The sequence below is a fragment of the Halopseudomonas litoralis genome, from assembly GCF_900105005.1.
Classification (GTDB): domain Bacteria; phylum Pseudomonadota; class Gammaproteobacteria; order Pseudomonadales; family Pseudomonadaceae; genus Halopseudomonas; species Halopseudomonas litoralis.
Genome location: NZ_LT629748.1, coordinates 3355140 through 3375450, shown reverse-complemented (window position 1 = coordinate 3375450; position 20311 = coordinate 3355140). Strand labels below are relative to the sequence as shown.

At 60.2% G+C, this 20311-nt stretch carries 22 protein-coding genes; 11 read left to right on the top strand and 11 right to left on the bottom strand.

Annotation, left to right across the window (positions count from 1 at the left end):
* Window positions 1-39 precede the first annotated feature (39 nt).
* Together pyrE and BLU11_RS16080 are read left to right on the top strand one after the other, a co-directional pair.
* The gene (gene pyrE, locus BLU11_RS16085; RefSeq protein WP_090275118.1) at window positions 40-684 is read left to right on the top strand and encodes an orotate phosphoribosyltransferase; all 645 of its coding nucleotides are present in this window, start codon (window positions 40-42) and stop codon (window positions 682-684) included.
* A gap of 40 nt (window positions 685-724) precedes the next feature.
* A complete protein-coding gene (locus BLU11_RS16080; RefSeq protein ID WP_157718705.1) occupies window positions 725-1321 on the top strand; it encodes a DUF4124 domain-containing protein in 597 nt (198 codons plus the stop codon).
* Between the two features lie 37 nt (window positions 1322-1358).
* On the opposite strand, the gene BLU11_RS16075 is transcribed toward BLU11_RS16080, so the two are convergent.
* From BLU11_RS16075 to coaBC, 5 genes are read right to left on the bottom strand one after another with little or no spacing between them, the layout of a single operon-like run.
* Window positions 1359-1790, bottom strand: coding sequence for an acyl-CoA thioesterase (locus BLU11_RS16075; protein ID WP_090275114.1), 432 nt, complete (start codon window positions 1788-1790; stop codon window positions 1359-1361).
* Window positions 1777-2697 carry an acetylglutamate kinase gene (gene argB / locus BLU11_RS16070; RefSeq protein ID WP_090275112.1) on the bottom strand — a complete coding sequence of 307 codons (921 nt, stop codon included), beginning with the start codon at window positions 2695-2697 and terminating at the stop codon, window positions 1777-1779. Before argB ends, BLU11_RS16075 begins: the two co-directional genes overlap by 14 nt.
* A 19-nt stretch (window positions 2698-2716) precedes the next feature.
* Window positions 2717-5188 (bottom strand): phosphomannomutase/phosphoglucomutase, encoded by a 2472-nt coding sequence (locus tag BLU11_RS19720; protein ID WP_269433208.1) that lies wholly within the window; start codon window positions 5186-5188, stop codon window positions 2717-2719.
* Window positions 5189-5242: 54 nt separating this feature from the next.
* Window positions 5243-5698 carry a dUTP diphosphatase gene (dut, locus tag BLU11_RS16060; RefSeq protein WP_090275108.1) on the bottom strand — a complete coding sequence of 152 codons (456 nt, stop codon included), beginning with the start codon at window positions 5696-5698 and terminating at the stop codon, window positions 5243-5245.
* Between the two features lie 9 nt (window positions 5699-5707).
* On the bottom strand, window positions 5708-6922 hold the full coding sequence (coaBC, locus tag BLU11_RS16055) for a bifunctional phosphopantothenoylcysteine decarboxylase/phosphopantothenate--cysteine ligase CoaBC (RefSeq protein WP_090275106.1): 1215 nt from the start codon (window positions 6920-6922) through the stop codon (window positions 5708-5710).
* 189 nt (window positions 6923-7111) lie between these two features.
* Here coaBC and radC point away from each other — a divergent pair, with 189 nt between their 5' ends.
* The 3 genes from radC to rpmG all read left to right on the top strand — a co-directional run bounded on the left by radC (window position 7112) and on the right by rpmG (window position 8375).
* Window positions 7112-7786: a RadC family protein gene (gene radC / locus BLU11_RS16050; protein WP_090275104.1), complete on the top strand. Its 675-nt coding sequence runs from the start codon at window positions 7112-7114 to the stop codon at window positions 7784-7786.
* A gap of 185 nt (window positions 7787-7971) precedes the next feature.
* Window positions 7972-8208, top strand: a complete 237-nt coding sequence (gene rpmB / locus BLU11_RS16045; RefSeq protein WP_090275102.1) for a 50S ribosomal protein L28 — start codon at window positions 7972-7974, stop codon at window positions 8206-8208.
* An 11-nt stretch (window positions 8209-8219) separates the two neighbouring features.
* Window positions 8220-8375 (top strand): 50S ribosomal protein L33, encoded by a 156-nt coding sequence (rpmG, locus tag BLU11_RS16040; RefSeq protein ID WP_022960960.1) that lies wholly within the window; start codon window positions 8220-8222, stop codon window positions 8373-8375.
* Window positions 8376-8439: 64 nt separating this feature from the next.
* On the opposite strand, the gene BLU11_RS16035 is transcribed toward rpmG, so the two are convergent.
* From BLU11_RS16035 to desA, 4 genes are all read right to left on the bottom strand, one after another.
* Window positions 8440-9333, bottom strand: a complete 894-nt coding sequence (locus tag BLU11_RS16035; RefSeq protein WP_090275099.1) for a peptidoglycan DD-metalloendopeptidase family protein — start codon at window positions 9331-9333, stop codon at window positions 8440-8442.
* Window positions 9334-9426: 93 nt separating this feature from the next.
* Entirely contained in the window at window positions 9427-10731 is a 1305-nt protein-coding gene (locus tag BLU11_RS16030; RefSeq protein WP_090275097.1) for a PQQ-dependent sugar dehydrogenase, read from the bottom strand.
* The gene (locus BLU11_RS16025) at window positions 10728-11159 is read right to left on the bottom strand and encodes a DUF2231 domain-containing protein (RefSeq protein WP_090275095.1); all 432 of its coding nucleotides are present in this window, start codon (window positions 11157-11159) and stop codon (window positions 10728-10730) included. Before BLU11_RS16025 ends, BLU11_RS16030 begins: the two co-directional genes overlap by 4 nt.
* A 185-nt stretch (window positions 11160-11344) precedes the next feature.
* The gene (gene desA / locus BLU11_RS16020) at window positions 11345-12532 is read right to left on the bottom strand and encodes a delta-9 fatty acid desaturase DesA (protein WP_090275093.1); all 1188 of its coding nucleotides are present in this window, start codon (window positions 12530-12532) and stop codon (window positions 11345-11347) included.
* A 115-nt stretch (window positions 12533-12647) separates the two neighbouring features.
* On the opposite strand from desA, the gene BLU11_RS16015 reads away from it, so the two are divergent.
* The 5 genes from BLU11_RS16015 (at window position 12648) to BLU11_RS15995 (ending at window position 17005) form a co-directional block, all read left to right on the top strand.
* A complete protein-coding gene (locus tag BLU11_RS16015; RefSeq protein ID WP_231702223.1) occupies window positions 12648-13091 on the top strand; it encodes an ArsR/SmtB family transcription factor in 444 nt (147 codons plus the stop codon).
* A gap of 4 nt (window positions 13092-13095) precedes the next feature.
* Window positions 13096-13509: an arsenate reductase (glutaredoxin) gene (gene arsC, locus BLU11_RS16010; protein WP_090275091.1), complete on the top strand. Its 414-nt coding sequence runs from the start codon at window positions 13096-13098 to the stop codon at window positions 13507-13509.
* Window positions 13506-14234: an arsenical resistance protein ArsH gene (gene arsH, locus BLU11_RS16005; RefSeq protein ID WP_090275089.1), complete on the top strand. Its 729-nt coding sequence runs from the start codon at window positions 13506-13508 to the stop codon at window positions 14232-14234. The genes arsC and arsH overlap by 4 nt, the downstream gene beginning before the upstream one ends.
* Window positions 14235-14249: 15 nt before the next feature.
* On the top strand, window positions 14250-15554 hold the full coding sequence (locus tag BLU11_RS16000) for an arsenic transporter (RefSeq protein ID WP_090275087.1): 1305 nt from the start codon (window positions 14250-14252) through the stop codon (window positions 15552-15554).
* Window positions 15555-15688: 134 nt separating this feature from the next.
* Window positions 15689-17005 (top strand): OprD family outer membrane porin, encoded by a 1317-nt coding sequence (locus BLU11_RS15995; RefSeq protein WP_090276595.1) that lies wholly within the window; start codon window positions 15689-15691, stop codon window positions 17003-17005.
* Between the two features lie 64 nt (window positions 17006-17069).
* Here the strand turns inward: BLU11_RS15995 and phrB are convergent, their stop codons facing one another.
* On the bottom strand, window positions 17070-18500 hold the full coding sequence (gene phrB / locus BLU11_RS15990) for a deoxyribodipyrimidine photo-lyase (RefSeq protein WP_090275085.1): 1431 nt from the start codon (window positions 18498-18500) through the stop codon (window positions 17070-17072).
* A gap of 18 nt (window positions 18501-18518) precedes the next feature.
* Window positions 18519-19232, bottom strand: coding sequence for a YbgA family protein (locus tag BLU11_RS15985; RefSeq protein WP_157718704.1), 714 nt, complete (start codon window positions 19230-19232; stop codon window positions 18519-18521).
* Window positions 19233-19378: 146 nt separating this feature from the next.
* Here BLU11_RS15985 and rarD point away from each other — a divergent pair, with 146 nt between their 5' ends.
* Window positions 19379-20302: an EamA family transporter RarD gene (gene rarD, locus BLU11_RS15980; protein ID WP_090276593.1), complete on the top strand. Its 924-nt coding sequence runs from the start codon at window positions 19379-19381 to the stop codon at window positions 20300-20302.
* Window positions 20303-20311 lie beyond the last annotated feature (9 nt).

Genomic DNA, 20311 nt, shown 5'->3' with positions numbered 1-20311 from the left:
CTGAAGGGATTTTTGTTATAGATGAGGGTAATAGAATAGATGCATGAATATCAGTGGGAATTTATCCGTTTCGCGCTGGACCGGAATGTTTTGCGCTTCGGCGAATTTACCCTCAAGTCAGGCCGCACAAGCCCATACTTTTTCAATGCCGGTCTGTTCAATACGGGCAGCGCTCTGGCGCGACTGGGGCGTTATTATGCCCAGGCGCTGATTCACAGTGGTCCGAAGGATATCGACATGATTTTCGGCCCGGCGTACAAGGGTATTCCGCTGGCGGCGGCGACAGCAGTTTCTCTTGCCGAAAGCTTTGATATTGATCTGCCATACTGCTTTAATCGCAAGGAAGCCAAAGATCATGGCGAGGGCGGTTCGCTGGTTGGTGCACCGCTGGAGGGTCGCGTATTGATAGTGGATGACGTCATCACTGCCGGTACCGCCATTCGCGAGGTCATGCAGATTATCCAGGCGGCGAAAGCCGAGCCGGCGGCGGTGATGGTGGCGCTGGATCGGCAGGAGCGCGGTCAGGGCGAACTGTCAGCCATCCAGGAGGTCGAGCGTGATTTCGGCATTCCGGTGGTGAGCATCGTGTCGCTGACCCAGATCCTTGCCTTTCTTGAAGACGACGCGCAGTTGCGCAAATACCTGCCTGCAGTGCAGGCGTATCGCGAGCAATACGGCATCTGAGCACAAAGCCGTATATCAGTCAGGACAGGGTGGTCCCGTTATGCAGAGAAGGATCAGATATCAGGCCGTGGCAGCGCTGCTCGGTGCTGTGGCCGTCGGAGCCGAGGCGGCTGACCTGTATCGCTACGTCAATGACAAAGGCATTACGGTACTGGATAAAAGTGTACCGCCGCATTATGTCAGCCGTGGTTATGAGGTACTGGACGCTGACGGTCGGGTAAAGCTGGTGGTGCCGGCAGCGCCGACTCGTGAAGAGCGGGAGGCGGCGCGCGCCGCCGAACAGGAGCAGCAGCGCCGTGCCACCGCTGACGGGACGCTGCTGCGCTTGTATTCCGGCGTCAAGGATCTGGATCGTGCCCATGATCGGCAGATTCAGCAGATTGAAAACCTGATAGCCACTACCGAAGCGGGCTTGCTCACCCTGCAGGCGCAGCGGGATGACCTGCAGAGCCGTGCTGCCGCGCAGGAACGCGCAGGCCGCAAAGTGGACCCTCAGATACTGCGGGATTTGGCGGAGGTTGAGGCCGAGCAGGGTCGCCTGCAGCGTCTGATCACCAGCAATCGCGGAGAGGTCGACGCAGTCAACCAAGCCTTTGCCAGCCGCCGACAGCGGTTGCAGCAGCTACTTGCCGACTGAGATCTGAGCTGCTCAGACGGCAAGCCGGCAAGCGTGCTTATAGCGTGCAGCTGGTTTCCTCGAAGGCGCCGATGGCGTCGCGGAAAGCTTGCCCTATGGCCTTGGGCCGCCGGGTTTCCATGTCAGCATGCACATAGACAATCTCACCGGTAACCAGCAGCTGCTGTTCGCGATAGATGCCGATGGCGAACTGCATGCTGCTATTGCCCAGCCGGGCAATGCGCACATGAATATCCAGCAGGTCGTCAAAACAGGCCGGTGCCTGATACTCCAGCAATGTCCGCACGGCAAAGAAGTCGCTGCCCGTGATGCCGGTATCCGGATGCGCCGCCTTCAAGGCGCGGAAATACTCTGTGATACCCACATCCGCATAGGTCAGATAATGCCCGTTGAATACTATTCCCTGCGGATCGGCCTCGGCCCAGCGTACCCGTATCGGGCAGCTGAATCGGAAGTCATTCTGCTGCATGGAGCTCCTCCAGCGGCTGGTTGGTGATCAGGGTACCGACACCCGTATCGGTGAATACTTCCAGCAACACCGCGTTGGGTACCCGACCGTCAACAATGATGGCGCTGCCGACGCCGCCCTGCACGGCATCCAGCGCGCAGCGGATCTTCGGCAGCATGCCGCCATAGATGGTGCCGTCGGCGATCAGCTCATCGACCTGGGCGGTAGTCAGCCCGGTCAGCACCTTGCCTTCCTTGTTCATCAGCCCGGCGATGTTGGTCAGCAGCATCAGCTTCTCGGCGCCCAGAGCCTCGGCCACCTTGCCAGCCACCAGATCGGCATTGATGTTGTAGGAAGCGCCGTCATCACCGACGCCGATGGGCGCGATCACCGGGATATAGTCGTCGGAGATCAACCGATTGATCAGCTTCACATTGACTTCGCTGACCTCGCCGACCTGGCCAACATCGATGATCTCCGGTTTGTCCATGCCCGGTGTGCGGCGGGTAACCTTGAGTTTGCGCGCACGGATCAGGTTGGCGTCCTTACCGGTCAGGCCGAGAGCTTGGCCGCCATGCTGATTGATCAGGTTGACGATGTTCTTGTTCACCTGGCCGCCAAGTACCATTTCCACCACGTCCATGGTTGCGCTGTCGGTGACGCGCATGCCCTCGATGAACTCACTGGCAATGTTCAGGCGCTTGAGCAGCTCACCGATCTGCGGCCCTCCGCCATGCACCACCACCGGGTTGATGCCGACCGTCTTCATCAGCACGATGTCCTTGGCGAAGCTGGCTTGCAGCTCCTCGCTCTCCATGGCGTTACCGCCGTACTTGATGACGATGGTCTTGCCGGTGAAACGCTGGATATAGGGCAGTGCCTCGGTCAGGATCATGGATACCTGGGTAGCGGCGTCACGGTTCAGCATGGTGATTCTATTCTCCTGATCATAAATGGGTCAGCTCCAGGTCGGGTGCCACAGCGGCCAGCTGACTACGGAATAATTGGCGGATGCGCTCCAGCGCAGCGACGGTATCGGCCTCGAAACGCAGCACCAGCACCGGTGTGGTATTGGATGCGCGCACAAGGCCCCAACCATCAGGGTAGTCGACGCGGATGCCGTCAATAGTGCCGACGCGCGCTTGCTCGCCCCAATCGCCTGCACCTGCCAGCGCCTCCATCAGGGCGAACTTGCGTTCTTCGCCCACGGTCAGGTTCAGTTCGGGTGTGCTGATGCCGGTTGGGTAGCGGTCGAACAGGGAGCTGATCTCGTCGCGATCCTGGGTCAGCATCGAGATCAGTTCCAGCAGGCGACAAGCGCTGTAGAGACCGTCATCGAAGCCGTACCAGCGTTCCTTGAAGAAGACATGACCACTCATTTCGCCACCGAGCAGCGCATCGGTCTGCTGCATCTTGGCCTTGATCATCGAGTGGCCGGATTTCCACATCACCGGACGCCCGCCCAAGCGGCTGATCAATTGTGGCAACTGACGGGTGCATTTCACGTCAAATACGATGTCGGCACCGGGGTTGCGAGTCACTATGTCTTCGGCAAACAGCATCAGCAAGCGGTCGGGACAGATGATCTCGCCGTTGGCAGTCACCACGCCGAGGCGGTCGGCATCGCCATCGAAGGCCAGTCCCAGATCGGCATTGTGCTGTTTGACGATCAGCAGCAGGTCCTGCAGGTTTTCGGGTTTGCCGGGGTCCGGGTGATGATTGGGGAATGTGCCATCCACCTCGCAGTACAAGGCCACCACGTCGCAGCCGAGGCTTTCCAGCAGCGTCTGGGCGATCACGCCGCCCACGCCATTGCCGCAATCCACCACCACCTTGAGCGGGCGAGCCAACAGCACGTCATCGACGATGCGGTTGCAGTAATGTTCGAGAATCTCCATCGGTGCGCAACTGCCGCTGCCTTCATGCAGTCTGTTCTGCTCCAGGCGTTGGCGCAGGGCGGTGATGCGCTCATCGGCCAGGGTCTGGCCGGCGATGACGATTTTCAGGCCGTTGTAATCCGGTGGGTTGTGGCTGCCGGTCAGCATCACCCCCGACGTAGCCTCGGTGGTATGGGTGGCGTAATACAGCACCGGTGTCGGTACCATGCCCAGGTCGGTTACCAGGCAACCGCTATCGGTCAGGCCCCGTATCAATTGGCTGCTCAGTTCGGGGCCGGATAGTCGACCATCGCGGGCCACGACCACCTTGGGTTGGCCGGCATCAATCGACTCGCTGCCGATCGCCCGACCCAGCCAGTAGACATGGTCTGCGGTCAGGGTGCGGCCAACCACACCGCGGATATCATAGGCGCGGAAGATTTCCGCCGGCAGAGATGGCGGGGTGCCGGCAGCCAGCGCATCCGGCAAGTCATCCAGGATGTCGATATCCAGCACCTCTTCCAGTGGTGGCAGCTGCGGTGCAGTGGCGACGGGTTTGGCTGGCGATGGGGGTGCGCTGGGTTTGGCGGGAGACATTGCCGGACCCTGTGTTGCGCGGCTGGCCAGCTGCATGATGCTGTGGGCCAGCGGTTCGAGGGGCCCCAGGCGCAGGCCGGCGGCCTTGTGTCCCCTGGTCAGCTGTTCCAGTGTCTCGGCATCGGTGGTCAGTGCCTTGTTCCAGCTGCGCTGCAGGAACATCAGGCTGGCCAGCGCGCCCGCCAGCACCAGCAGAACTGCGGCGAACAGGACCAGCGGATTGGGCGCCCCGGCGCCCAGGGCCGTGCCGCCTTGAAAAGTCAGCGTCCAGGCTGGATTGTCGGTAGGCAGACTGAGTAGTTCGCCATGCCCGCTGCCGGCGTGGTACAGCGGCTGTGCGGGCCCGGCCGGGAACTGCTGTATCAGCGAGACCTTGCCGGCACCTTCCGGCAGTTGCGGCAGTGCGGCGGTCAGACGCTGCAGTTCGAATACTGCCAGCAGGCTACCGCCGATCGGCGCTTTGGGTGAGGCGCGCAACGGCTTGACCATGTACAGACGCCAATGCTCACCGATCTTGTGCGCTTCTGCGGGTACCGGCAGGCCGCGCTCGGCCCGTCGGATCATGTCCAGCGCGGCGAAGCTCAACGGCGCTTGCTCATGATCAATGCTGCGCGCCGCGCCGGGCAGATGCGTATAGATCGCCAGGTTATCAGCGAACTGGTAATGCAGCAGACGATCCAGTGTGGCGCTGCCACCCTGTTGCAGAGTGACCTGCAGCTGCGGGTTGGCGGCAACCCGGGTCAGGTCTGCATCGAGCCGCGCCAGAGCATGGTCGAGTGCGCTTTGCTGCTGGCTGGCGTAGGCGCTGCTCAGATCCTCGCGGTAGTACCCGGCTGCCGGACCGAACAGCAGCGCCCAGAGCAGAGCTCCCGCGGCGGCCAACCCGGCGAGCATCAACAGCAGCGGCACCAGGGTGCCTGGCACAGCACTGGGTTGTCGGTTCATGGATGGTTTTTTCAGCTTCATTTCTGTTTGTTGCCTCCCTGCAAATCGAAGAAATCAGTGGCTGCCGGTATGTCCGAAACCACCCGCGCCACGCTGGCTGTCATCGAATTCGCTGACAATCTCCAGTTGTGCCTGCACTACAGGTACCAGTACCAGTTGCGCGATACGTTCACCCGGCTCGATGGTGAAGGCCTGCTGCCCTCGGTTCCAGCAGGAGACCATCAGCTCGCCCTGGTAATCGGAATCGATCAGGCCGACCAGGTTGCCCAGCACGATGCCATGTTTGTGGCCCAGCCCGGAGCGCGGCAGGACCATCGCCGCCAGGCCCGAGTCGGCGATATGAATCGCCAGCCCGGTGGACAGCAGCGTGGTCTGACCGGGCTCCAGGGTCAGCGGTGCGTCGAGCATGGCGCGCAGGTCCAGACCGGCCGATCCGCTGGTGGCGTAGGCTGGCAGGGGCCATTGCTGGCCGAGACGGGGGTCAAGAACTCGGGCTTGCAAAGCGTGCATGGTATTTCCTCAGGCTGGAGTATTCAGGCGAGCGGCGATGACGGCAATGATCTGGCGGGCCAGTTTGTGCTTGCTGGCGCGCGGCAGCGGTTGCTGGGTCAGACTGCGGTCGATCAGGGTGACGGCATTGTCATCGGCATTGAAGCCGATTCCCGGCTGGCTGACGTCATTGGCAATGATCAGATCGAGGTTCTTGCGGGTGAGCTTGTCGCTGGCATAGTCGAGCACCTCATCGGTTTCGGCGGCGAAGCCGACACAGAAGCCGGGGCGCTGGTTGTGGCTGGCCAATGTGGCCAGGATGTCCGGATTGCGTACCAGGGCCAGAGTCATGCCGGCGTCGCTGCCGGTATCTTTCTTCAGCTTGCCCGGCGCGCAGCTGGCTGGCCGGTAGTCTGCCACCGCTGCCGAGGCGATGAACAGGTCCGCCGGCAACGCGGCGTCACAGGCGGCGAGCATGTCGGCAGCGCTGACCACATCCACCCGATCGACTCTGGGCGGGGTAGGCAGATTCACCGGGCCGGTCACCAGGGTAACCCGGGCGCCGGCCTCGACCGCAGCCTCGGCCAAGGCGAAGCCCATCTTGCCGGAGCTGTGGTTGGACAGGTAACGGACCGGGTCGATCGCCTCGCGGGTCGGACCGGCGTTGATCAGCACGTGGCGGCCGGTAAGCAGGCCGCGCTCGAAACACTCGGCGCAGCGCGCGGCGATCTCGGTCGGTTCGAGCATGCGGCCGGGGCCGATGTCGCCGCAGGCCTGCTCGCCAGCGGCCGGTCCATATATCTTGATGTCGCGCTGCAGCAGTGTCTGCAGGTTGGCCTGGGTGGCTGGATCACGCCACATGGCCTGGTTCATCGCTGGCGCCAGCGCCACCGGTGCATCGGTGGCCAGCACCAGGGTGGTCAGCAGGTCGTCGCCGCGGCCTGTGGCCAGCCGGGCCATCAGGTCGGCAGTGGCCGGGGCGATCAATACCAGATCGGCCCAGCGGGCCAGCTCAATATGCCCCATGGCGGCCTCGGCGGCCGGATCCAGCAGATCACCATGCACCGGGTTGCCGGACAGCGCCTGCAGCGTCAGCGGCGTGATGAATTCATGGGCGGCGCGGGTCATCACCACGCGCACTTCAGCACCGGCGTCCTTCAGCCGGCGCACCAGTTCTGCACTTTTATAGGCAGCGATCCCGCCGCTGATTCCGAGTACTACCTGCTTGTTCAACAACCGCTGCATCATCGACTCCAGCCCTCGGCATTGCTGCCCATCAGCACGCCCGGCAAATGGCGTTAAAGATACCATATGCCGACCACGTCACGCGCCTCCCATGAACGGCTCGACCCGCGCTGGGGTGCGTGCCTATACTCCGATTCTGCCAGCACGAAAAGGAAGTACGTGCCTGCCTGACTGCAAGGAGCACATGCCATGCCCATCACCGACTGGCCGGCGGCCGAACGCCCTCGGGAAAAACTGCTGTTACAGGGCGCTGCGGCGCTTTCCGATGCCGAGCTACTGGCGATATTCCTGCGTACCGGCTTGCCGGGGCGCAGCGCGGTGGACCTGGCGCGTGATCTGTTGCACGGCTTTGGCAGTCTGCGCGCTCTGCTGCAGGCCGACCAGGCAGGCTTCTGCAGTCACGCCGGGCTGGGGCCGGCCAAGTTTGCCCAGCTGCAGGCGGTCATGGAAATGGGCCGGCGGCATCTGTTCGAAGATATCAAGCGTGGCGACGCGCTGACTTCACCGGGTGCGGTGCGCAACTTCTTGCGCAGTAAACTGATGGCGCTGCCCCATGAGGTGTTTGCCTGTCTGTATCTGGACAACCAGCATCGGGTAATCGCCTTCGAGGAGTTGTTTCGTGGCACCCTGGACAGCGCCAGTGTCTACCCGCGTGAGGTAATCAAGCGCGCACTGTCGCACAATGCCGCGGCGCTGATTCTGACCCATAACCATCCGTCGGGCGTGGCTGAGCCGAGCCAGGCTGATCTGCAGTTGACCCGGCGCCTCAAGGAGTCGCTGGCGCTGGTGGATATCCGTGTGCTGGACCATTTGGTGGTGGGCGACGGCGACCCGGTTTCCTTTGCGGAGCGCGGGCTTTTATGAAAGGGATTCACGAAAAATCGTTGCTTGGTCAGGCGTATTTTGGTATAAAGCTCCGCTCTTCTCGGGGCTGTACCTGTAATCCGCGTTTTACAGTGAAGCGTGAACGGTTGCCTCGACTGGACAACAGATTCTTTTTATGACTTCCAACCAGTTCGGGTTGGGCAAGTGGTTGGAGAGGGTTAACCATGTCTCGAGTATGTCAAGTGACCGGCAAGCGTCCGGTGACTGGGAACAATGTTTCCCACGCTAACAACAGAAGCAAGCGTCGTTTTCTGCCTAACCTGCAGCATCACCGCTTCTGGGTAGAGTCCGAAAAGCGTTTTGTCCGTCTGCGTACGTCCGCCAAGGGCATGCGCATCATCGACAAGCGTGGCATTGAAGTCGTTCTGACTGAAATGCGCGCTCGCGGCGAAAAAATCTAAGGAGCAGGTCCATGCGTGAATTGATTCGTCTGATCTCCTCTGCCGGTACTGGTCATTTCTACACTACCGACAAGAACAAGCGTACTACTCCCGACAAGATCGAAATCAAGAAATTCGATCCGGTTGTACGCAAGCACGTGATGTACAAGGAAGGCAAGATCAAATAAGATCTGCCCGACTGACAAAAAACCCGCCTCGGCGGGTTTTTTGTTGCCTGCATTTCAGCGCCTCTCAGCGCTCTCCACCCACCGCAAAGTTGGGCAGGCTGTCCACCGGTTGGGAAAACTCGAACGGGATGGATACCGTGCTCAGGCCGACGTTCTTCTGCACCACGAAGTGCAGGTGCGGCCCGGTGCTGTTACCGGTATTGCCGGACAGCGCCAGCAGCTCGCCTGCTCTCACCCGCTGACCTTCCCGGACGCTGACCGACCCTTGCTTCAGATGCAGATAGACGCCCATGGTGCCGTCATCATGCAGCAGCCGGACGAAGTTGCCGGCCGGGTTGGTGCCGCGGCCGCTCTGCTGGTTCTCGGTTTTCACCACCAGTCCGCCGCGGGCGGCGACGATGGGGGTGCCGACCGGCATGGCGATGTCCACTGCATAGCGACCTTTCGGACCGGAATGGCTGTAGCGGCCACCGGGGCCCTGGGTCATGCGAAAGGGACCGCCGCGCCAGGGCAGTGGATAGGCTTGGGGATGATGCTCAGCGCGTGGATCGCCCAGGGCATATTGCAGTTTGTGTTGGTAGCGCGGGGTCCCTTTGCCATCCGGAGCCAGTGTCAGCAGGCGGATATTACCCCGTGGCGGCAACACCCAGCGCACGGGCTTGGCAGGTGCGCCCAGCACGTGTTCGGCGGAGGTGATCGCCAGTTCGATTTCCACGGGGACATACAGATCGTTTTTGATCATCAGGGTGTCGCCACCGGCATGTTTGCGTGTGGTCACATACACCTGGCGGTCATTATTCTCGACCATTCTGTCGCGGAACAGGAAAACCTGTGCTCCCTGTACCCGCTCATCGGTATAGGTCACGACGCCATTTTCGTCGGTGTACTTGTAGATAGTGGAGCCAAGCAGCGCGGGGCTGGCCAGCAGCAGGGTGATCCCAAGAAGATAGGTACGCATCCGTTGCAACCGTTAGAGCCATGACAGAGCGCCAAGGATAAACCTTGGCGCTCTGTAAAGCGACCCACACAAAAGGGCGGGTGCTACCGTCCGTCAGCGGGTCGGCGTTACCCGCCAGATGGTATTGGCCAGATCGTCCGCTACGATGAGTGCACCTTCCGGATCCACGGTCACGCCGACAGGGCGACCGCGGGTTTTGCCTTCCTCAGTGCGGAAGTCATAGACGAAGTCCACCGGCGGGCCGGACGGGCGGCCGTTGCTGAAGGGCACAAAGATGACCTTGTAGCCGACCGGGTTGGAGCGGTTCCAACTGCCATGCTCGCCGATGAATACACCGTCGGCATACTCGGGACCCATTGCTGCGCTGGAAAAGTCCAGACCCAACGCCGCGACGTGCGAGCCCAGGGCATAGTCCGGCACGATCGCTGAGGCGACCTTCTCTGGATCCTCCGGTTTCACCCGGGGATCCACATTCTGGCCCCAGTAGCTATAGGGCCAGCCATAGAAGCCACCTTCCTGAACCGAGGTCAGATAGTCCGGGACCAGATCCGGGCCCAGTTCATCGCGCTCATTGACCACCGACCACAGCACGCCGGTACCTGGCTGCATGGCCAGAGCCGTGGGGTTGCGCAGGCCGGTAGCGTAGGGCTTGTGCAGTCCGGTCTCGGCATCGATCTGCCACACCTCGGCGCGGTTGACCTCGGCGTCCATTCCCCGTTCGGTGATGTTACTGTTGGAGCCGATACCGACATACAGGAAGCGGCCATCCTCACTGGCGGTCATTGCCTTGGTCCAGTGGTGGTTGATTGCCGATGGCAGGTCGGTGACCTTCTCCGGTGGGCCGCTGGCCTGGGTCTGGCCTTCTTCGTAATCAAAGCGGACCAGGGCGTCCTGGTTGGCGACATACAGGTTGTTATCTACCAGCGCCAGGCCGTAGGGTGCATTGAGGTTCTCGGCAAATACTGTCTGCTCCTCATAGGCACCGTCACCATCACTGTCGCGCAGCAGAGTCAGGCGGTTGCCGCTCTCGACCTGGGTGTTGCCCTGGGCCTTGATTTTGCCAGCAATCACATCCTTGGGTTTCAGTGGCTTGGCGTTCCCCCCTCGGCCTTCGGCCACCAGGATGTCGCCATTGGGCAGTACCAGGGTCTGACGTGGGATCTTGAGGTCAGTGGCAATCGCGGTTACGGTGAAGCCTTCCGGTACGGTCGGAACATCATCGCCCCACTCGCTGGGATCGGCGATGGTCATGTTGGGCAACAATCCCCGCTGCGCTTCGGGTAACTGGTCAACGGTGCCGTAAGTCTGTTCCGGATCCCCTTCGTTGTCGCCGCAGGCGCTGAGGAAGAGTGCGAGAGCGCAGACCGGGAAGGCCGGCCAAAGGCTCGAATATTTCATACTTCACCTCCCGTGCGTGTGCGTACCAGAGCCAAGCCCAACCAGGCGGCGATACAGGCCAATATCGTGACTATCACCGACAGTACCAGCCCGGTAGGCATGCTCGCCCAGGCATCCTTGGCGTGAATCAGGGCATTGATGAAGCCGATGATCCAGGTTGCCACCAGCAGCAGCAGGGAAAGCAGCGCGCGCCCATGACGACCATCGGCGCGGAAAAGCCCGATGATGCCGCAGAGGATGGCCAGGCCAGCGAACACCAGTCCGCCGGCGATCAACCAGGAGGCGAAGTTGTTCCATTGGATGTGATAGCTCGATGAATAGGCGAAATCACTCAGCATGGCACCGAGAAACAAGGGGATGGAGCCAGCGAGAAATATCGCATGCAAGGGGTGAGGGGCGTATAGATAGGTTCGGTCGGCAGTAGCCATCGGGAGGTGATCCTCTTCGTTGAGCGAGTGAAATCCTGTCGCCGGGTCCCACTCTGGAATCGGGAGTGTTGCGGCGTACGGTCGCAGTATAGTCCACGCGACTGCTTCGTCCACCCGGCTACGCGGACCAGTGAAGTGGTTTGATCCCCGGGCGCCCGCTTAGGGGGCGCCTGTTACGGGTGTTGTCAGGCCGGAACGGCCGGCTGCAATGAGTAGGTGCGTAGCTGCGCAGCAAAATCCCTCAACGCCTTGATGCCGGTGGCCTCGGCCTGGGTGCACCAGTCGCTCAGTGCCTGCAGCATTTCGTGGCCGTTGCTGCTGGTGCGGGTCCAGATCTGCTGCAGCGCGAGGCGCTTTTCGTAGATGATACGCAGCGATTGGCTTTGCTCCAGAATGGTCTGGATCTTCGCCTCCTGCTGCGGTTCAAGCAGGCTGGGCTCCCGTCCCAGCAAGCGTTTGGCGCGGCGAAACAAGTGACGTACCGACTCATCCACCCGGTGCATCTCCTGTTGGGCGAGGGGCTTGATCACCTGTTTGCGGTAATGCGCCATGATCTGGAAGCGGTTATTGAGAATGGCCATGGCAGTATCCATGTCCAGGGTCTGCTTGCCCTCGATACGATGGGCAATCGGTGCGGTGCGCCGTACACTGGCCAGACCCAGTGCGCTGAACAGACGAATCCACAGCCAGCCCATGTCGAACTCCCATTTCTTCACCGACAGCTTGGCCGAGTTGGGGTAGGTATGGTGGTTGTTATGCAGCTCTTCACCGCCGATCAGGATGCCCCAGGGCAGAATGTTGGTTGCCGCGTCCTTGCACTCGAAGTTGCGGTAACCCACGGCGTGGCCGAGGCCGTTGACCACGCCGGCGGCCAGTAGCGGAATCCACATCATCTGCACTGCCCAGACGGTCAGGCCGAGCACCCCGAACAGCGCCAGATCGATCAGCAGCATGCTGACGATACCGGCGTTGCGAAAGCGTCCATAAAGGTTGCGCTCGACCCAGTCATCCGGGCAATTCTTGCCGTAGATACGCAGCGTATCCTCGTTCTTCGACTCTTCCATGTAGAGTTCGGCACCCTTGCGCAGCACTGTCGACAGACCTTTCTGCACCGGGCTGTGGGGGTCGTCCGGGGTTTCGCATTTGGCGTGGTGCTTGCGGTGAATGGCGGTCCACTCGCGGGTATTCATGCTGGTGGTCAGCCACAGCCAGAAGCGGAAAAAATGTTTCAGCGCAGGGTGCAGCTCCAGCGAGCGGTGCGCCGAATAGCGATGCAGGTAGACCGTTACGCTGACGATGGTAATGTGCGTCAGTACCAGAATAATTGCCAGCAACTGCCAGCCAGATGGATCAAGTAAGCCGTTGTACCACATGAAACGGGACCTCTTTGGGGTGGGTGGAAGACTGAATTCCATGGCCTGAGTATGCATGAGTTGATTCAAACTGACATGACCGTGGGTCGATTGGAAGAGGCCGGCGGGAGGGTAATTGCTACGGGATATTTTCCGTTGCGACCGCCAGCGCGCAAGGCCTGCTGCCAGAGATAAAGCATTGACAGTTTTTTCATTTGTCTATATGTTTGGACGCATGGAAATAAATAATGCCGTTGTCGGCTTTGCTGCGCTTTCTCAGGAAACTCGTCTGGAAGCCTTTCGCCTTCTTGTGCGGCATGAGCCGGAGGGGCTCGCGGCCGGCGAGATAGCGCGCCAACTGTCGGTGCCGCACAACACCATGTCGGCGCATCTGGCCGTATTGCAGCGGGCAGGCTGGGTGTCCTCTCGTCGGCAGAGCCGGTCGATCATCTATCGCGCAAACCTGGCCCATATGAATGACATCGTTCAGTTCCTGGTGCGCGATTGCTGCGCAGGTCACCCGGAAGTCTGCGATCCACTCAACACCTCGCCAGACACATGCGCCAAGAGTCAGGAATAAATTCATGAAACCGCTGATCTATCACAACCCCGCCTGTGGAACCTCGCGCAATACGCTGGCGATGATCGAGGCCTCCGGCGAGACGCCGGACGTGATCGAATACCTCATATCCCCGCCGACGCGGGAGCGTCTGGTTGAACTGCTTACCCTGATGGAATTGCCTCCACGGGAATTGCTGCGGCGCAAGGGGACACCTTACGAGGAACTCAATCTCGATGACCCTGCCCTTACCGATGACCAACTGCTGGATGCCATGATCGCCCATCCGATCCTGATCAACCGTCCCATCGTGGTCACCGATAAGGGCGCCCGGTTGTGCCGTCCTTCGGAGCGGGTATTGGATCTGCTGGACAATCCGGTAGCCACCTTCACCAAGGAAGACGGCGAGATCATCCATCATTCGGGAGAGGCGAAATGATCGAGTCCGATACCCTGGATGATCTGCCCAATATCGACCCGGAGCAGCTGCATCCGATCGATGTGGCGGCTTTGGCCGGTCCGGATGCACCACAGCACCCGCCCCGCATTCTGGTTCTGTACGGATCATTGCGTGAACGTTCCTTTTCACGCCTGGCGTCGGAAGAGGCGGCAAGACTGCTGCGCTGGTATGGCTGCGAAGTACGCACCTTCAATCCCTCCGGCTTGCCGCTGCCGGATGATGTCGATGCAGACCATCCCAAGGTGCAGGAATTGCGCGAGTTGGCGGAGTGGTCCGAAGGCATGCTCTGGGTCAGTCCGGAGCGCCATGGTGCGATGACCGGGATAATGAAGACGCAGATCGACTGGATTCCGCTGGCGCTGGGCGGTGTCCGTCCTACCCAGGGCAAGACCCTGGCCGTGATGGAAGTTTCCGGCGGAAGCCAGAGTTTCAATGCCGTCAACCAGATGCGCATCCTCGGGCGTTGGATGCGCATGGTCACCATCCCCAATCAATCGTCGGTACCCAGGGCCTTTGCCGAGTTCGATGAGGCGGGGCGCATGCGCGCTTCGCCCCTGTATCTGCGGGTGGTCGATGTTTGTGAGGAGTTGGTGAAATTTACCTGGTTGACCCGTGGGCGCTCCAGTTACCTCACCGATCGCTATTCGGAACGGGTCGAGAGCGCCGAAGCGGTGTCACGGCGCGTCAACCAAAGTACCCACTGAGCGCAAGGTCACTCGATGCTGGCACTGGCTATTTTCGTCGTCACCCTGATATTGGTGATCTGGCAGCCCAAGGGGCTGGGTATTGGTTGGAGCGCTTTGGGCGGTGCTTTGGTGGCGCTGCTGCTGGGAGTGGTGCACTGGTCGGATGTAGGAGTGGTATGGGGTATCGTCTGGGACGCTACCTTCACTTTTGTCGCGCTGATCATCATTTCGCTGATTCTGGACGAGGCCGGTTACTTCACCTGGGCGGCGCTGCACGTGGCCCGCTGGGGCAACGGTCGCGGGCACCTGCTGTTTCCGTTGATTGTGGTGCTCGGCGCGGTGATCGCTGCCTTTTTTGCCAATGACGGCGCTGCGCTGCTGCTGACGCCCATCGTGGTCGCCATCCTGCTGCGGCTGAACTTCTCGCCGCCTGCGGCTCTGGCTTTCATCATCGCCACCGGCTTCGTCGCCGATACCACCAGCCTGCCGCTGGTGATCTCCAATCTGGTCAATATCGTCAGTGCCAATTATTTTGGCATCAGCTTTGATCGCTATGCGGCGGTCATGGTGCCGGTCAATATGGTGGCGTTGATGACGACCCTGATCGTGCTGTGGATCGCCTTCGGTCGACGCATTCCGCTGCGCTACTCGATGACGGAACTCGATTCGCCGCAATCGGCGATCAAGGACCTGCTGGTGTTTCGCGCCGCCTTTCCGCTGCTGACGATATTGCTGCTGGCGTACTTCGTCACGGCCCCTCTGGGAGTCCCCATCGCTCTGGTGACCGGTACGGCAGCCGTATTGCTGATGGCCATCGCCGGGCGCTGGTGGCGGCTGGGGCGCGGCGCGGTGGTGTCAGTGACAGCAGCTCTGCGCGGCGCGCCCTGGCAGATCGTGCTGTTCTCGATCGGCATGTATCTGGTGGTCTATGGCCTGGGCAACGCCGGGCTGACCGGCTACGGTGCGCGGGCGCTGGAATGGCTGGCGCAACAGGGCGATTTCATCGCCACGGTCGGAACTGGGTTCCTGTCAGCGATTGTCGCCTCGGTGATGAACAACCTGCCCTCCACGTTGGTAGGTGCGCTGGCCATCGATCAGGCGCAGGTGCCTGCTGCCACGCGTGAATTGATGATCTATGCCAATGTCATTGGCAACGACCTGGGTCCCAAATTCACCCCCATCGGCAGCCTGGCGACCTTGCTCTGGCTGCACGTGCTGGCCGGCAAGGGCTACCGGATCGGCTGGGGGCAATATATGAAGATCGGTTTGTTGATCACTCCGCCGGTGCTGCTGGCGACGCTGGTGGCGTTGGCGTTATGGCTACCGGTATTGCCATAACCCCCGTGAATGTGGCTTTTCGTCGCGCTAGGAAAACCTTTCAGAATATGGATAATGCGTGACCATCCCGTTACAGCAGTTATTGGCTGGTAATGGGGTCCAACACTAATTACAACAGCATCTATGGCATCCAAATGACTAAATACAAACTGAGCGCCATTGCACTGGCTCTGATGACCTCCGCTCCCGCACTGGCTGCCAGCCAGGCGGATTCCAATGGTTTTGTCGAAGACAGCAGTCTTGATCTGTTTTTGCGCAATGCCTATATGAATCGTGATTATTACGATGGCCGTGCTGATAGCACCGAATGGGGACAGGGCGCGGTTCTGACTTTCAACTCCGGCTTTACCCAAGGCAAGGTGGGTTTCGGTGTGGATGCCTTCGGTATGTATGGCTATCGTCTGGACAGTGGTAGAGGTCGTGCTGGCAATGGTGGTATCGACTTCTTTATGGTTGATCGTGAGCTGATCGATCCGGCTAACCCTGCTGCAGGTTCACGTATCACGGATGTTGAACGTGATATGGCCCACGCTGGTGCAGCGGTCAAGGCACGTTTCTCGAAAACCGTGCTGAGCTACGGTGACCAGCGTCCGGTGTTGCCGGTGCTAAGCCATGACGACAGCCGTCTGCTGCCGGAAGCCTATACCGGTACAATGATCACCTCCAACGAAATCGATGGTCTGACCGTACATGCCGGTCGTTTCCATGCCCAGCATCGCAAAAGTGATGAAGGTCGTGACAGCGGCGAGCTGAACTCCATCGAGGTGCTGGGTGGTAGCTACCAGTTCAACGACAATATCCGTACTGCTCTGTATGCCTCGGATGTTGAAGATGTGCTCAAGCGTCAGTATGCCAACCTGAATTACATCCGCCCTCTGAACGAAGGGGATACCCTGACCCTGGACTTCAGCGGCTACCGCACCAAGCAGGACAAGAAGTGGGATGGCGCGGGTGATCGCAACAACCTGTGGAGCCTGTCAGCCAACTACGCCACCGGTCCGCATGATTTCACTCTGGCCTACCAGCGCAGCAGCGGTGACACCGGTTACAACTATGGCTTCTACCAGAATGAAGGTGCTGTAGGTGATGGTGGCACTACCATCTGGGTTGCCAACTCCTTCTGGTCCGACTTTAACCAAGAAGATGAGCGCTCATGGCAGCTGGGTTATGGTCTGGATTTTACCCAGTTTGGTATTCCGGGTCTGAGCTATAACATCGCCTATATCCGCGGCACCGATATTGATTTGGGTGCGAACGGTACTGGTACCGAGCGTGAAATCTTCAACCAGTTCAAATATGTCGTCCAGAGCGGCGCTGCCAAGGATATGAGCGTGCGCCTGCGTAGCTCTGTATTGCGGGTTTCGAATAACTTCCGTAATGCTGAGCGCAATCATCACCAAGACGGCAACGAAGTGCGCATCTTCATCGACTTCCCGATGAACATTCTCTAAGCACTGTGCCCTCCCGGCGCGGTACAGAGGCTAATTCGGCTCTCTACCGCGCCACTCCCCCCTCTCAATCCAGATCAGAACCCGGTGGTGGCAGATTCCTGAATGCCGCCAATGCCCGCGCTCGGCTGTCAGCCAGGTCGATGATCGGGGCAGGGTAGCCGCATATCGCCCGGGAAATGGGCGAGGGGTCATGAATATCACGCCGATCCAACTCACCTAATTCCGGCAACCAGTGCTTGATAAAGCGCCCCTGCGGGTCAAAGCGCTGGGATTGAGTGATTGGGTTGAACAGGCGAAACCACGGCACCGCATCGGTTCCGGTCGATGAACTCCACTGCCAGCCGCCGTTATTCGCAGCCAGATCCCCATCGATCAGATGCTGCATGAAAAACCGCTCACCCTGACGCCAATCAATCAACAGGTTCTTGCTGAGAAACATGGCCACTACCATGCGCAGCCGGTTATGCATCCAGCCGGTAGCAAGCAGTTGGCGCATGGCCGCATCGATCAGCGGAAAGCCGGTGCGCCCTTGCTGCCAGGCGAGCAGCTCCTCCGGTGCATCGCGCCAGGGGACAGCTTCGGTATGCGAGCGGAACGCTCGGTGGCGTGATACGCGCGGGTAGCCGACCAGAATATGCTTGTAGAACTCCCGCCATAGCAGCTCATTGATCCAGGTCGTTACGCCGGTGTTTCCGCTGTCCAGCTCGCCCTGATTGATCATCAGCGCGGCATGCAGGCATTGGCGCGGCGAGAGTACACCAGTGGTCAGATAGGGCGACAGCTGGCTGGTTCCGGGTTCGGCGGGCAGGTCGCGTTGTTCGTCATACTCATGCAGGTGATCATCGGCAAACAGCTGCAGACGTTGCCGGGCGGCTTGCTCGCCTGCTGGCCAATGCGCGCGCAGTGTTTCGTCGGGGGTGGCAAAACCAGTCACGCTGGCGGGTATCGGATCGCTGTGAATGCCTATGGGCTTTTGTGGCTGCGGCAGGGGCAGACAGCGGGGCGGCGCCAGGCTCAACTGCTGCAGGCAGGCCTTGCGGAACTGACTGAATACCTTGAAATAGCTGCCCGCGCGCGTTAACAGCGTACCGGGTCGAAACAGCAGCTGGTCAAGATGGGGATTGAAGCCGACCTTCTGTTCGGCCAGTTGCCTGGCCACGGATCGATCCCGGGCGGTCTCATTGACACCATACTCTTCGTTGACATGGACGCCGCGGATGCGATGCTCGCGGCAGAGTTCGGTCAGCACTGTCGGCGCGCCGTCCCAGGTGTCTGCCGTGCGAACCAACAGCGGAACATTCAATTGCTCGAGCTCGTCAGCCAATACCCTGAGGTTGCGCAGCTGGAAGTCGACCTTGGCGGAGGCGTCATCATGGGTGCGCCATTGGCCAGGGCTGAGCAGAAACAGCGCAAGGGTGGGGCCCTCTTGCATTGCTGTGAGCAATGCGGTGTTGTCATGCACGCGCAGGTCGTTGCGAAACCAGATCAGTTGCATTGCGTTATTCCAGAAGAGTTAGACATCACAGATCAGCGTGTGAGGATGTAGATAAACCTGGTTGGACAGATAAGGATCGGGATGTCTGCTCAGATGATAGCGGAGCAGACACAGCGGCGTGGTCAGCGGCACGATGCCGCGGCGGTAGTGCAGAATGCTGATTTCCAGTTGCTGCCGCGCAGCAGAATCGAGATGGCGTCTGAAGTAACCCCCTATGTGCATCAGTACATTGGTGTGCAAACCCGGTGTCGGAAGTGTGCCCAAGGCCTGCATCAGGGCGCTGAAATAGGCCTTGGCGAAGGGCTCCAGCGGCTCGTCAGCACTCTGGCCGAGGCGATGCCCCAGCTCCCGATAGGCGCGAGGTGAGCTGGCCATGAGCTGGTACTTGTAGCGCGAATGAAAGCCCACTAGTGCCCCGCGCGACAGCCCCGATGCGTTCAGCCTCTGCCACCCGGCATAGGCATGCACCCGCATGAGAAAGTGGTCCAGCCGCAATGGGTCCGCCAACCTGTGCTCTTCTTCGGTTGGTAGGTCAGGCCGTGTACTGGCCAGCTCGGCAACATCGATATCGAGGCAGTTCTCCGGCGGCAGTATCAGGCCGCTGATATTTTTCAGTGACGCGCGCAGCTCCTGCCCATGAGCGAGTTCGAGGTGTTTTGCGAGCGTCTCGGCTATCGATGAATCCGAGCGAGTGACAGATATTCCCACCTGGACGACAACAGAAGCGGACATGACAGCATCACTGAATGGGTTGAGTCGCCAGAATGACAGGAGAAGCGGGGATCGACAATCCATTCACCGGTGTGCATTGTATGTTCTTCGCGGAGCCTGAGCTGGAGTGCGTTGGTTCGGTCTTTCAATATCTGCAGGGAGGTGACATGTCTATCGGGGTAGTCCTGTCGGTACTGGCGTCAGTATTGTTTGGTGGACTGTATTTCTTTTCGACCTTGCTGGCGCCGCTTGACGGTGAGCAGATATTTGGCTGGCGCATGTTGCTGACCTTCCCCTTCGTCACATTGTTCATGCTGTGGGCGGGGTATTGGCCGCTGGCCCGGGAAATAGCCGGGCGCCTGCGTCGGCGTCCGGTGCTGTTGCTGGTACAGCTGCTCAGTGCAGCACTGGTAGGGCTGCAGTTGTGGCTATTCATGTGGGCGCCGCTCAATGGTCGTGCGCTGGAGGTATCGCTGGGCTATTTCCTGCTACCGCTGACGATGGTGCTGGCCGGGTTTATATTGTTTCGCGAACAGCCGTCACGCCTGCAGAAGTTGGCCATTGCCTGTGCCGCTGTTGGCGTGGGGAATGCGTTGATTCAGGCCGGCAGCCTGGCTTGGGAGACGATTGCGGTGGCGGTGGGATATCCGCTGTATTTCATTCTGCGTCGGGTCCGGAGTACTGATCATCTTGGCGGCTTCTGGTTCGATATGCTCTTTCTCCTGCCGGTCGCCAGCTGGTTCGCCTGGGCGGGAGGCGTGACGCCTGGTCTGTTTGATGAATTTCCCCGACTGTATCCGCTGGTAGCTCTATTGGGCGCTTTCAGCGCGGCGGCGCTGGTCGCCTACATCATGGCCAGTCGGCTGCTGACCTTTACCCTGTTCGGGTTGTTGGGCTATGTGGAGCCGGTATTGCTGGTGTTGGTGGCATTGCTGCTCGGCGAAAGTATTGCGCCTGATGAATGGCTGACCTATATCGCGATCTGGCTCGCCGTCGGCGTGCTGGTATTCGAGGGCATGCGCCATGTGCGGCGCAACCGGGCACGATTGGTATTGCCGGCGGAGCGGGGTGAGTCTCCGCCGGTGCCCTGATCTACCCTT

Excerpts from the sequence above, each read along its gene's own strand:
- argB (WP_090275112.1), bottom strand. The coding sequence starts at position 2,697 with ATGCTGAACCGTGACGCCGCTACCCAGGTATCCATGATCCTGACCGAG.
- rpmG (WP_022960960.1), top strand. The coding sequence starts at position 8,220 with ATGCGTGAATTGATTCGTCTGATCTCCTCTGCCGGTACTGGTCATTTC.
- BLU11_RS16080 (WP_157718705.1), top strand. The coding sequence starts at position 725 with ATGCAGAGAAGGATCAGATATCAGGCCGTGGCAGCGCTGCTCGGTGCT.
- BLU11_RS16030 (WP_090275097.1), bottom strand. The coding sequence starts at position 10,731 with ATGAAATATTCGAGCCTTTGGCCGGCCTTCCCGGTCTGCGCTCTCGCA.
- desA (WP_090275093.1), bottom strand. The coding sequence starts at position 12,532 with ATGTGGTACAACGGCTTACTTGATCCATCTGGCTGGCAGTTGCTGGCA.
- BLU11_RS19720 (WP_269433208.1), bottom strand. The coding sequence starts at position 5,188 with ATGAACCGACAACCCAGTGCTGTGCCAGGCACCCTGGTGCCGCTGCTG.
- coaBC (WP_090275106.1), bottom strand. The coding sequence starts at position 6,922 with ATGCAGCGGTTGTTGAACAAGCAGGTAGTACTCGGAATCAGCGGCGGG.
- radC (WP_090275104.1), top strand. The coding sequence starts at position 7,112 with ATGCCCATCACCGACTGGCCGGCGGCCGAACGCCCTCGGGAAAAACTG.
- dut (WP_090275108.1), bottom strand. The coding sequence starts at position 5,698 with ATGCACGCTTTGCAAGCCCGAGTTCTTGACCCCCGTCTCGGCCAGCAA.
- BLU11_RS16025 (WP_090275095.1), bottom strand. The coding sequence starts at position 11,159 with ATGGCTACTGCCGACCGAACCTATCTATACGCCCCTCACCCCTTGCAT.
- BLU11_RS15985 (WP_157718704.1), bottom strand. The coding sequence starts at position 19,232 with ATGTCCGCTTCTGTTGTCGTCCAGGTGGGAATATCTGTCACTCGCTCG.
- BLU11_RS15995 (WP_090276595.1), top strand. The coding sequence starts at position 15,689 with ATGACTAAATACAAACTGAGCGCCATTGCACTGGCTCTGATGACCTCC.
- rpmB (WP_090275102.1), top strand. The coding sequence starts at position 7,972 with ATGTCTCGAGTATGTCAAGTGACCGGCAAGCGTCCGGTGACTGGGAAC.
- phrB (WP_090275085.1), bottom strand. The coding sequence starts at position 18,500 with ATGCAACTGATCTGGTTTCGCAACGACCTGCGCGTGCATGACAACACC.
- arsC (WP_090275091.1), top strand. The coding sequence starts at position 13,096 with ATGAAACCGCTGATCTATCACAACCCCGCCTGTGGAACCTCGCGCAAT.
- BLU11_RS16075 (WP_090275114.1), bottom strand. The coding sequence starts at position 1,790 with ATGCAGCAGAATGACTTCCGATTCAGCTGCCCGATACGGGTACGCTGG.
- rarD (WP_090276593.1), top strand. The coding sequence starts at position 19,379 with ATGTCTATCGGGGTAGTCCTGTCGGTACTGGCGTCAGTATTGTTTGGT.
- BLU11_RS16000 (WP_090275087.1), top strand. The coding sequence starts at position 14,250 with ATGCTGGCACTGGCTATTTTCGTCGTCACCCTGATATTGGTGATCTGG.
- pyrE (WP_090275118.1), top strand. The coding sequence starts at position 40 with ATGCATGAATATCAGTGGGAATTTATCCGTTTCGCGCTGGACCGGAAT.
- BLU11_RS16035 (WP_090275099.1), bottom strand. The coding sequence starts at position 9,333 with ATGCGTACCTATCTTCTTGGGATCACCCTGCTGCTGGCCAGCCCCGCG.
- arsH (WP_090275089.1), top strand. The coding sequence starts at position 13,506 with ATGATCGAGTCCGATACCCTGGATGATCTGCCCAATATCGACCCGGAG.